The 13,228-nt window shown below is 40.0% G+C and carries 5 protein-coding genes; 4 read left to right on the forward strand and 1 reads right to left on the reverse strand.

Going from position 1 to position 13,228, the window contains the following annotated elements; translation table 11 throughout:
- Positions 1–540: 540 nt before the first annotated feature.
- Both gltB and HUU81_RS13625 read left to right on the forward strand, forming a co-directional pair.
- Positions 541–5,001, forward strand: coding sequence for a glutamate synthase large subunit (gltB, locus tag HUU81_RS13620; RefSeq protein WP_199609483.1), 4,461 nt, complete (start codon positions 541–543; stop codon positions 4,999–5,001).
- 9 nt (positions 5,002–5,010) lie between these two features.
- Complete coding sequence (locus HUU81_RS13625) at positions 5,011–6,426, forward strand: FAD-dependent oxidoreductase (RefSeq protein WP_199609484.1); 1,416 nt, start codon at positions 5,011–5,013, stop codon at positions 6,424–6,426.
- Positions 6,427–6,434: 8 nt separating this feature from the next.
- Here HUU81_RS13625 and HUU81_RS13630 read toward each other — a convergent pair whose 3' ends face one another.
- The gene (locus HUU81_RS13630; RefSeq protein ID WP_199609485.1) at positions 6,435–6,809 is read right to left on the reverse strand and encodes a DUF3703 domain-containing protein; all 375 of its coding nucleotides are present in this window, start codon (positions 6,807–6,809) and stop codon (positions 6,435–6,437) included.
- Between the two features lie 148 nt (positions 6,810–6,957).
- On the opposite strand from HUU81_RS13630, the gene aceK reads away from it, so the two are divergent.
- A complete protein-coding gene (aceK, locus tag HUU81_RS13635) occupies positions 6,958–8,694 on the forward strand; it encodes a bifunctional isocitrate dehydrogenase kinase/phosphatase (RefSeq protein WP_199609486.1) in 1,737 nt (578 codons plus the stop codon).
- A 116-nt stretch (positions 8,695–8,810) separates the two neighbouring features.
- Positions 8,811–13,049 (forward strand): EAL domain-containing protein, encoded by a 4,239-nt coding sequence (locus HUU81_RS13640; protein WP_199609487.1) that lies wholly within the window; start codon positions 8,811–8,813, stop codon positions 13,047–13,049.
- Positions 13,050–13,228: the final 179 nt, after the last annotated feature.

Raw genomic sequence — 13,228 nt, forward strand, 5'->3', positions numbered from 1 at the left:
CGAAAGGTCTGAACTCAAACTTATATTTAGAAACTACTAAGACGCGCTAGCTTACCTTGTATTGACATTTTTGCCAAATACGACTACTAAAAAATGTGCATTAATTAATAGTTTTTTTTATTTCTAATACTTTTCTTGTAGTTACAAAAATCACTTTTCTGTTTTTCCCTCTCGACTTTTTCAATTCAGCTTTCAACTATTAAGAAATACTAAATATTCATAAAATGAATATTCATACATAAAAATACATCGCATACACGTCTATCCTTTGTATATTCAAGGTATTTGTCTACTCTGTAAATCGTATACATGCCCTTTTAGTGGCAGAATCCAGCCTTAGATTAGAGTTTAAACTCTATTTGTAATTGCTTTTAATTCTTAGCAAGCGTATGTTCAAAAAGACGACAAATTCATAAATACTGAATTTTTATTCAACACATACACTCCAATACTTAGGTGTACATGTGGTTAAGTTGAAATTAGATGCTCAAATGCTTCTGCTTAATTTTTGGTGAATAATTCGGGCTGTGGGAGAACATAATGCGCCTTCATAATAATGATAAAGTTAAAGACAACTGTGGATTTGGGTTAATCACCCATATTGAAGGTGAAGCCAGCCATAAAATAATACGCACCGCAATTAGCTCACTAGACCGCATGCAACATCGTGGTGGTATATCCGCAGACGGAAAAACAGGTGATGGTTGTGGTTTGCTCATGCAAAAGCCCGACTCTTTCTTTCGTACTATCGCTGAAGAGAACAATTGGCGATTAGGTAAAAAGTACGGCGTTGGTACCATCTTTCTTTCTCAAGATGAAGATAAAGCCAATGCCGCCAAACAAATTATCGAACAAGAGCTTAATCAAGAAACCTTATCTATTGTTGGGTGGCGAACGGTTCCCGTAAACATAGAAGTTTTAGGACCAATAGCGAAAAAACAACTGCCTCAAATTGTTCAAATATTTGTCAATGCCCAACCGGGGTGGCGCAAAAAAGATTTGGAGCGTCGTCTTTATATGGCTCGACGACGAATTGAAAAGCGAATTAAAGAGGACCAAGACTTCTACATTAGCTGCTTATCTTGCCTAGTCACTGTTTATAAAGGGCTGGTGATGCCAGCTGACTTACCGCACTTTTATCAAGACCTTGCTGATATTCGACTACAATCAGCTATTTGCATCTTCCATCAGCGCTTCTCAACAAATACCACGCCACAATGGCGGTTAGCCCAGCCCTTTCGTTTCTTGGCTCACAATGGTGAAATAAATACTATTAACGGTAATCGCCAGTGGGCAAAAGCACGAGAATATAAATTCAACTCTCCCTTAATTCCAGATTTACAACAAGCAGCGCCGTTTGTTGCCAGCTCAGGTTCAGATTCCTCTTCTTTAGATAATATGCTTGAAGTGTTCTTAGCCGGAGGAATGGACTTATTCCGTGCTATGCGTTTATTAGTACCACCAGCTTGGCAAAATAACGCCAATATGGATGATGAACTGCGAGCGTTTTATGAATTTAATTCAATGCATATGGAGCCATGGGACGGCCCAGCAGGCATTGTGATGACAAATGGCCGTCACGTTGCTTGTAACCTTGACCGTAATGGCTTACGTCCAGCTCGGTATGTTATTACGTCCGATGGCTTAATGACTCTCGCGTCTGAGGTCGGTATTTGGGACTATGCGCCTGACGAAGTGGTAGAAAAAGGCCGTGTGGGGCCTGGTGAAATGCTCGCAATAGATACTTACACAGGTAAAATTTATCACTCTGACGAAATTGACGAAGATTTAAAAACACGTCACCCATATAAAGAGTGGTTAGAAAGTAATATTCAGCGTTTAACTCCGTTCGAACAGGTTGACGCTGAGTTGCTCGGTCAGCGTTTATATACTGATGAACAAATGGACTGCTATCACAAGCTATTTAATTATAGTTACGAAGAAATCGACCAAGTGATTCGTGTTTTAGCAAAAGATGGCCAAGAAGCGGTAGGTTCGATGGGAGACGATACGCCCATGGCTGTTTTATCTAGAAAACACCGCACAATCTACGACTATTTCCGCCAACAGTTTGCTCAAGTCACCAATCCGCCTATCGATCCGCTGCGCGAAGCGCATGTCATGTCACTTGAAACGTGTATTGGCCGAGAACAGAACGTATTTAACGAAACTTCAGGCTATGCACATCGTGTGATGTTTGAATCCCCCATACTGATGTACACCGATTTAAAACAGCTAAGAGAGTTCGATAAAGAACATTATCGCACCGACACCATCAAGATAGATTACGATGCAACGGAACAGTTACAACAAGCTATTCATCGCATTTGCGATCACGTTGTAGACACCATAAAAAGTAACAACAGTGTTATAGTCATTCTTTCTGATCGAGATTTAGCGAAAGGCCGATTAGCAATTCCTGCGGCAATGGCATTAGGCGCTGTTCAGCAACGACTAATTGATGCCCAATTACGCTGTGACTCCAATATTATCGTAGAAACAGCAAGCGCTCGTGATCCACATCACTTTGCCGTTTTATTGGGACTAGGTGCTACCGCCGTTTATCCTTTTTTAGCATACGAAACCATTGAACAATTGTGTGAACGAGGCAGTATTGCCTTACCAGTAAGAGAGGCGGTATCTAATTTTAGAAAAGGGATTAACAAAGGCCTGCTGAAAATCATGTCTAAAATGGGCATTTCCACTATTGCTAGTTACCGTGGTGCACAACTATTTGAGGCAGTGGGGATCAGCCAAACTGTCATAAATCTATGCTTCAAGGGTATGATTAGCCGCATTGAAGGCGCATGCTTTAACGACTTCCACCAAGAAAATATTCAACTAGAAAAGTTAGCATGGCTAAAACGTAAAACGATGAATTACGGTGGCCTACTAAAATATACTGCCACAGGTGAATACCACACCTACAACCCTGATGTCGTAACCTTGCTACAAAAGGCGGTATATTCAGGTAAATATGCTGATTATCAAGTATACGCAGAACAAGTGAACCAGCGTCCAGTTGCACATTTGCGCGACTTATTAGCATTAACACCGCGCGAAAAACCTATCAATATTAACGAAGTTGAGCCTGCCCAATCATTATTTGCTCGCTTTGATACCGCAGCAATGTCAGTGGGTGCACTAAGTCCTGAAGCTCATCAAGCGTTAGCCGTTGCGATGAATCGGATTGGCGGCTCATCTAATTCAGGCGAAGGCGGAGAAGATCCTAAGCGATTTGGCACAGAGCGAAATTCAAGAATTAAACAAATTGCATCTGGCCGATTTGGCGTTACACCACATTACTTAATCAATGCAGATGTCATCCAAATAAAAGTTGCGCAGGGTGCCAAGCCAGGCGAAGGCGGCCAACTTCCGGGTGATAAAGTCACCGCAGAAATTGCTCAGTTACGATACTCTGTTCCTGGCGTCACGCTTATTTCTCCCCCACCTCATCACGATATTTATTCGATTGAAGATTTAGCCCAACTTATTTTCGACTTGAAGCAAATAAACCCTACGGCATTAGTGTCGGTGAAACTCGTTTCCGAACCCGGCGTTGGCACCATCGCAACTGGCGTAGCAAAAGCCTACGCAGATTTGATCACAATATCTGGTTATGACGGCGGTACAGGTGCTAGCCCACTGACTTCAGTAAAATATGCTGGCAGTCCGTGGGAGCTTGGTGTAGCTGAAACTCATCAAGCGTTAGTTGAAAATAACTTAAGACATAAAGTACGGCTGCAAGTTGATGGTGGACTAAAAACAGGATTAGACATTATTAAAGCCGCCATCTTAGGAGCGGAAAGCTTTGGCTTTGGCACGGGGCCTATGGTTGCGCTTGGCTGTAAATACCTACGTATATGCCACCTCAATAATTGTGCAACAGGCGTTGCAACACAAGACGAGCAATTACGCCAACACCACTTTTCAGGTTTACCCGAGCGTGTCATTAACTATTTTGAATTTATTGCCGCTGAAACGCGTACCTTAATGGCCGAACTCGGAGTCACGCAATTAATTGATTTAATTGGCCGTACAGACTTGTTAACTATTAAAGCAGGTGTCACTGAAAAACAAAACAATTTGGCACTCGGCAACATTTTGGACTCAAGCGGTATTTCATCTAACCAACCACTTAGTTGCCAAACTAAAAATATGCCATTTGATTCAGGAGAGTTAAATCGCAAGCTTATTAACGAATGCACTAAGGCAGTCAAAAAGCGTACTGGCGGAAATTTTTATTATGAAATAAAAAATACCGATCGCTCAGTTGGTGCTGCTTTATCTGGCCTGATTGCCAGTAAACATGGTAATCAGGGTATGGCGGTAAAACCAATTACACTTAACTTTACTGGCACCGCCGGACAAAGCTTTGGGGTATGGAATGCGGGCGGGCTTAATTTACATTTAATTGGTGATGCTAATGATTATGTAGGGAAAGGCATGGCAGGTGGCGCGATTATAATGCACCCACCTAAAGGCGTTAAATACTTAGCGCATCAAACTACTATAATGGGCAACACCTGCCTTTACGGTGCAACCGGAGGTAAGTTATTTGCTGCCGGTTTGGCTGGAGAGCGTTTTGCCGTGCGTAATTCTGGCGCAACAGCGGTTGTTGAAGGAATAGGCGACAATGGGTGTGAATATATGACAGGCGGCATTGTTGTGGTGCTAGGCAGAGTCGGTGTTAATTTTGGTGCAGGTATGACAGGCGGCTTTGCCTACGTTATGAATGAACAAAATGATCTGCATCTCAATCTAAATCATCAGTTGGTTGAAAGCATTGAGCTAACAACCCCCATTATGCAAGAGCATTTACGAGGTTTAATAAATCAACACGTTGAACAAACAGACAGCGATCGCGCCCATGAAATCTTAGCCAACTTTTCCTCTTATTTAAGTCAATTTAGATTAATTAAACCGAAAACTACTGCTTTAAATAGCTTATTTGGCCACCGAAGCCGCTCTACTGCTGAGCTGCGTGTTGAGGTTAATTAGGAGTATTGTATGAGCCAAAATATCTATCAATTTGTTGACGTAAAGCGCATTGAGCCACCTAAAAAACCGATTAATCAGCGTAAAATTGAGTTCGTTGAAATTTATCAACCGCTGACCGACTCACAAGCACAAGGGCAGGCAGACCGCTGTTTAGATTGTGGCAATCCTTATTGTGGTTGGAAATGTCCTGTGCATAATTACATCCCACAATGGCTGTCACTTGCTAACGAAGGAAAAATAATAGAAGCCGCAGAGCTATCACATCAAACCAATAGTTTGCCCGAAGTATGTGGCCGAGTATGCCCGCAAGACCGCTTATGTGAAGGTGCATGCACCTTGAATGATGATTTTGAAGCCGTCACCATAGGTAACATAGAAAAATACATAACCGATAAAGCCATTGAAATGGGGTGGCGGCCAGACCTTAGTCATGTGATAGATTCTGGTAAAAAAGTAGCGGTCATTGGTGCAGGCCCTGCTGGGCTTGCATGTGCTGACGTACTTAAACGAAATGGTGTACACCCTGTTGTGTTTGATCGTCACCCAGAGATTGGAGGCCTACTTACCTTTGGCATCCCTTCATTTAAATTAGATAAGTCGGTAATCCAAACACGCCGTAAAATTTTTGAAGAAATGGGCATTGAGTTTCAACTTTCTACCGAAATTGGCACTGATATTAAATTTGAGGACTTGCTCGAACAATACGACGCTGTATTCTTAGCTCTAGGAACGTATCAGTCAATTAGTGCCAATTTACCCAACCAAACCGCCAAAGGCGTATACGATGCACTGCCATATTTAATCGCCAATACTCGTCATACCATGCAGCTAGCTGAAAACGAACATCCGTACGTAAATTTAAAAAATAAAAGCGTAGTGGTGTTAGGCGGCGGTGATACTGCGATGGATTGCGTAAGAACAGCCATTAGACAACAAGCAAAATCGGTAACTTGTGCTTACCGCCGCGACCAAATAAATATGCCCGGCTCAAAACGTGAAGTACAAAACGCGCAAGAAGAAGGGGTTAAGTTTAATTGGAATGTACAACCTATTGGTATTGAAGTAGATGCTAATCAAAACGTAACCGCAGTTAAAATGGTCAAAACTCAATTAGGTGTACCCGATGAGAATGGTCGCCGTCGGCCGGAAATCATTCCTGATTCTGAACACTTAATAAAAGCTGACGCGGTGATTACTGCATTTGGCTTCCTACCTCACCAGCTAGATTGGTTGGATAACTTTGGCATTAATCGCACCGAGTGGGGAACAATCGACATTAAGGAAGATAATGAATTAGCAATGCAAACATCTAACCCAAAAGTATTTGCTGGCGGCGACATGGTGCGCGGTTCAGATCTCGTGGTCACAGCTATTGCTGAAGGTCGCAGTGCCGCCGAGGGCATATTAGATTATTTGGCAGTATAGAACACTCTCTATACCGCCTGGCGCTTTTTTTTCACTTCATGCAATATTTGCTGGTGTTGCGCAGATAACGGCATAGGCTTGAATGCGCTCACATCAGCACCTCCCGTATTGCCTTCGGGCAATAATCCAAACACCGTTTTCGTAGCGGCTCCTATTAACCGTATAATTTGGCCGAATACTTCTTGCCAGTCACGGGTTAACCAGCCATGCCTGAACATGTGTAAGTGAACTTTTACATGATAATACGTACAACGTTGTCCTAATACATGTGCATTTTCTAAGTGGCTAAATGCACGTTTTAAGTCACCTTGCTGTTCAGCTTGTTCTGCTAAGGTTAATTCTGCTTCAACATAAGGTTTAATAAGTTGCTTAAATGTCGCCATTATTCACCTCGTTTATACGCTATATCGTTATTATCATATTTAAATGGGTACTTTTAATAATTAAAAAAGTGCTAGAGTTAGATTGTATTTCCTATTAATTCGTGTACAAATTAGAGTATTAACTCAATAACTAAAAAATCGAGTATTTATGTCACGTGCTAACCCTATTGCCGTTGTTATTTTAAATGGATTTAAAAAACACTTTGAATTATTTCAAGAAATTACTGCAAAAGCACAAGCAAGATTTGAACAAGCTGATTGGACCGCCGTACAAACCGCCTCTTCCGCTCGTATTAATTATTATGACCAACGGGTTAAAGAAACCATTGAAACACTTCGTACCGAATTTGAGTTTAGTTTATTTGATCACACCTTGTGGTTTGAAGTTAAACAATATTACTTAGAATTATTACAATTTCACCCTCAAGCTGAACTGGCTGAAACCTTCTACAACTCCGTTTTTTGTCAGTTATTCGACCGAAAGTACTTCAACAATGATCATATTTTTGTTGAAACTACCATTGCCGATAACCCACCTGTACCTAAAGAGTTTGTGTACCGTAGTTACTTTCCAGCCGTAGATGGAATGAATACCACTATTGAAGAAATTATTGCAGCTTATAACTTTTCTTTACCGTTTGAGAACATGGAGCGAGATATAAAGTTAATGATGCGTACGTTTATTGGGCAGTCAAAACTAGGAAAGTTTCCTGCTCATCAAGTACGCTTAGACATGCTAAAACCCATATTTTTCAGAAATAAAGCTGCGTATATTGTTGGGCGTGTAGTGTCGCCGCAGGGTAACCAACCGTTTATTATCCCCGTTTTAAACAACGAAAAAGGCCAGCTATATGTTGATACATTAGTCACTAATAGCGATATCATGACCATTATTTTCGGTTTTTCAAGAGCTTACTTTTTTGTAAAAGCCACTGCGCCTTCCGCGCTGGTTAACTTTTTATACGACTTGCTGCCACACAAAACCTTAGCAGAAATTTACTCATCACTAGGTTTTCATAAACAAGGTAAAACCGAGTTTTACCGTGAATTTTTACACCATCTTGATAAGAGCCAAGATGAGTTTGTTATCGCACCCGGCGTAAAAGGCATGGTAATGGCCGTATTTACCCTACCTTCTTTTCCTTATGTGTTTAAAGTGATTAAAGATAAGTTTTCCCCTACCAAAGAGTTTACTCGTAGCACGGTCTTAAAGCGTTACCAATTGGTGAAACAACACGACCGTGTAGGCCGCATGGCTGATACCATTGAATATTCCGACGTTGCTTTCCCACGCTCACGATTTAGTGATGAATTGCTTGCACATTTAAAAGACGTTATACCCTCTTCGTTACATTGTGAAGGCGAGTTTATTGTGATTAAGCATTTGTATATTGAGCGCAGAATGACACCGCTCAACTTATATTTAGAAACCGCTAACGAAAAAGAAACCCACCATGCAATACAAGATTACGGCATGGCACTAAAAGAAATGATTGCAGCCAATATCTTTCCGGGCGACATGTTATTGAAAAACTTTGGGGTTACACGCCATAAACGCGTGGTGTTTTATGACTATGACGAAGTGCAATATTTATTGGATATGAACTTCAGAGCCATCCCTCAAGCTAAAAACTTTGAAGATGAAATGTCTGATGAGCCATGGTACTCCATTTCACCCGGTGATGTGTTCCCAGAACAAATTGCAACATTTGTTACCGCACAACCAAAAATCAAAGCCCTGTTTACCGAACTGCATTCCGAACTACTTGATGCCAATTACTGGCAAGCAAAACAAAAAAATATTAAACACGGTAAAGTAGAAGATATTTTTCCTTATCCCGACAAATCACGTTTTATTTTAAAGTATCCGCAACAATATAGATAAACCACTATCTTTATTGAATATTTAAAAATATACATTAGGCTTTAGACTATGTATTTTTTTAATCATATCGACTTAATTTACTATTACATTTGTTGCAATAAAATGTGCCTAAATTAATGAAAAAAAATAGCAACACAGTTCCCCTCTCTTTTTTAGCGCCTATTCATTATGCTAACTGGTTACGCACGTTTGGTTATTACGTCTTTTTTATACTACTTCTGCTGACTACAATATTTAGTACTGCACAGGCACATTCGTATGATGATGAGCTAGTCGTAAAACTATACTCTGTAGAAATGGGACTATCTCAAAGTGTCGTGAGTACTGTTATGCAAGACAGCCACGGCTTTGTATGGATAGGTACGGAAGCAGGTGTTAACCGATTTGATGGAAATAAGTTTACCCACTTTTTAAAGTCAAATAGTAACGGGTTCAGCATTGTGGATGATCAAGTTACACATGTATCAGAAGATCATCAAAATAATATTTGGATTGCTACATCCAATGGCATTTCTATATACGATCCCCACTCAGGGGAAATTGAACACTTCTCACCACAGCTAACGCCTCAAATAGGATTTAGGTCTTTTTTCATTACCTCTATTATTCATGATAACGACAATAATACTTGGGTCGCTACACTTGAAGGTGGCTTGTACAAATATGATATGGCCAATCGCCGATTCGAAGAAATCGCTTTAAATACACCTAACCTAGAAGAAAATGACTTTATTGCTATCAGTACCATGCTTTTGCTCACAGATGGAAGGCTGCTTATTGGTACATTCGAAAATGGAGTGCTTACCTATCACCCATCCAGCAACCGCACAGATGTCTTCTTTTATGAAAAAGAAGGTATCTTTGAAAATAGTAACCGAATACTCAGCCTTTTTCAGGATGATAATGACACGATATGGTTAGGTTCCCATGATGGACTCGTTTGGATAAATCCCAAAACTAACACAATTAATAAGTCATATCACGATAGCTCACTGAAAGATGTTTTTGAAGATGAGTCGGTAGATGCAATTACCCAAGATCGACAAGGGAATATTTGGGCAGCTGTTTACAACAAAGGAATATTTCTTCTATCACCTACCGGTAAATTACTGAAGCATTATTACTCCACCCAATTAAGTAAATACGGCCTACCTAATAATACCATTAAATCTTTAACCACCGATGTAGCAGGAAGGGTATGGTTAGGCACTGACGGTTACGGCGTTGCTTTGTGGAGTCCAACCACGTTTTCTTTTCATCGCTATATTTCTACACCAAATAAGCATGACTCCATTATTAACCACACTGTATGGGAAGTAATTAAAGATCAGAAAAATAACTTATGGGTAACCACAGATAATGGTATTACCAAGATCTCTGAACAAGAACAGTTTTCACACATAGAGTATCAGGAAGGCAAAACAAACAGTTTAACCGATCCTATTATTTATTCTGCAACCATAAACCCACTTGATAACACACTTTGGGCCTCTGCTTTTAAGTATGTAGATGTTTTTAATTTAGACACTCGGAAAAAAATCAAAACGATAGATGTTATAAGCCAGTCTACAAAAAAAGAGGACGTAGAAAACTTTATTTTAAAATTAAAGTATTACAAAGGGCATATTTGGTTTGGCACGACTAATGGCTTATTTCGCTACAATCTAAAAGACGAGTCATTTTCCCATTACTATCATGATGAAAATGATCCTAAGTCCTTAACAGATGCTCAAGTTTACAATGGTTTTTATACCGATCATCAAGGAAGGTTATGGATAATGTCAGATAATGGGTTAAATCTTTATAATGAAAAAGAAGATAATTTTCAGCGTTTTCTAGATAGCGCCGACAAAAATATAGATTTAGATCCATATACTATTACTGGCATTACAGAAACAAAGCCAAACTATTTTTGGATAAGCTATATGGGCTCTGGACTGAAGCTATTCGACATTAATGAGTCTATTACTAACCCGAGGGTCCTTAGTTTCACGATTAAAGATGGCCTTTCAACAAATGCTATCTACTCGCTTATATCTGACTCAAAAGAAAGGCTTTGGTTAGGCACCATGCGAGGCCTTCAAATGGTAGATCCAGTTGCCCGAACAACACGATTATTCACAATTTATGATGGATTGTCTGGAGAAGAGTTTAATGAAGGTGCAGCGTTCAAAGATAATAAAGGTCGACTATATTTTGGTACAACAAACGGAGTAACTTCGATAGATCCAGATGAAATTGACTCTCGCTCAGGAAAAAATTTAACCTTTGTTGAGTCAATTGTACACACTGAAAAAGAGTCTATTGTGACACCCATTCTAGAAAAAAAGCGCATAGTCACCAGCATTGACAGCTATGCGATTGATATTATTTTTTCAGATTTCGACTTTTCAAGCCCATTCGCTACCAAATACTTGTATCAACTTGAGGGACTACATAAAAGTTGGATATCACTAGGGCTAGGTAAAAAGATTTCACTTGGTAACTTACCACCAGGGGAGTATAAGCTGAAGTTAAAAAGCACTCATGGTATTGACTCCGCCACATTAGAAATTATTATTCCAGCGCCGTTTTCACAAACCCCGTTAGCCTACTTTCTTTATGTTGTGTTTGCAGCAATATTGTTGATGAGCCTTTACTATTTACGTCGACATTTAACAGCAAATCAACGAGCCGTACAAAAGCAATTAGACCTATTTGCAGAAGCAGTAAAAAATACAACCGAAGGCGTGGTGATTTTTACCCGCGATCGCCATATCGTTGCAATCAATGAGGCTGCAGCCAGAATCACTGGTTATGGCGAAAGTGATGTCATTAACATGGATATTGCTCGTTTTACTAGTGCAGCAAACAGCCCTCAAGCACGCGACAAGTTATGGCATAAACTTAATACCACGGGCAATTGGAACGGTGAAACTACCATTATTCACGCTGATGGCGAAGTTATTCCTATCGAAGCAACGGTGAGTGAAGTGAAGTATGAAAAAGGTGAGCAAAACTATTTTGTTGCTGTTTTTTCAGATATTACCGAGCGGCTCAAGCATCAACATGAACTACAACAACTGGCCAATTTCGACACCTTAACAGGCTTACCCAATCGCACGCTATTAAATGACCGACTCCAGCATAGTATCGCTCATGCTCATCGTGAGTCTTTACAACTTGCTGTGATGTTTCTTGATTTAGATCGCTTTAAACAAGTTAATGATACATTGGGGCACGACGTGGGCGACCTTTTATTAATTGGTGTTGCTGAGCGGATAAGTAAAGAAATACGGGAAGATGATACCTTTGCTCGCTTAGGTGGTGATGAGTTTATATTGGTCATCGAGGAATTTCATGAACTTAGCCAGGTAGTCAATGTTGCCCAGCGCATTAATACCACGGTTTCAGAGCTATTTCACCTTCGGGGTTATGACGTTAGTACGTCAACCAGTATTGGCATTGCAGTTTACCCTGAGGATGGCAAAGACATTTCTGAACTATTGAAAAACGCAGATATTGCGATGTATCACGCAAAAGCTCAGGGTAAAAATAATTTTCAATTCTTTAGCAATACATTAAATGAAGAAGCGCTAGAGCGGCTCGAATTAGAAAATATTTTACGTAAAGCTATTGAACATAATTACTTTCATTTAGTTTATCAGCCTAGAGTAGACTCAAAAACAGGTGAAGTGCAATCATTGGAAGTATTATTACGGCTCATTCACCCTGATTTAGGCTTTATTTCTCCCGCCAAATTCATTCCAATTGCTGAAGAATCTGGGATCATCGTTGCAATCAGCGAATGGGTATTTCAGCAAAGTTGTAAACAGCTCAATCTCTGGCGACAAGATGGCCTAACATCAATAGGCTTATCGATTAATTTATCAGCAAGACTGTTTCAATCATACGATTTAGTTAAGTTAATCATAAATTGCCTGAATGATCATGATTTAGATGCAAAACATGTTGAGTTAGAAATAACTGAAAGTTTACTCATGGCCAATATGGAAGAAACAGTCACCACACTCAGTTATTTACAAGCATTAGGCTGTAAAGTTTCTGTTGATGATTTTGGCACAGGCTATTCCTCGCTAAGTTACCTACACAAGCTGCCTGTAAACACATTAAAGATTGACCGTAGCTTCGTTTCTGAAATAAATAATCAGCCAGATATAAATGCGATTGTTGATATTATTATCAATCTTGCGAAAAGCTTGCGTTTAGAAATTGTTGCTGAGGGTGTTGAAACTCAAGAGCAATTTAACTACTTGAAAAATAAAGGGTGCGAGCAAATACAAGGCTATTACTTCGCAAGGCCACTCCCCGTTGAGGAAGTTAAAAACGCAGTAGTAAAAGGGTATGACGTTTAATTTTCCCCACCCAGTACACGCCCTAGCACTGTCCTTGACAACATTCACAAAACTAATACCGAAAATAATATTTATAAACTGAAAATATATCACTTCCTGTAATAGTCTTAATTGCAAGCCAGCAAAGTACATCAGCTTAAGTACTCAATACTATGACTGTTTACTGTAATTTGCCTTAA

Source organism: Flocculibacter collagenilyticus (assembly GCF_016469335.1).
Classification (GTDB): Bacteria; Pseudomonadota; Gammaproteobacteria; order Enterobacterales; family Alteromonadaceae; genus Flocculibacter; species Flocculibacter collagenilyticus.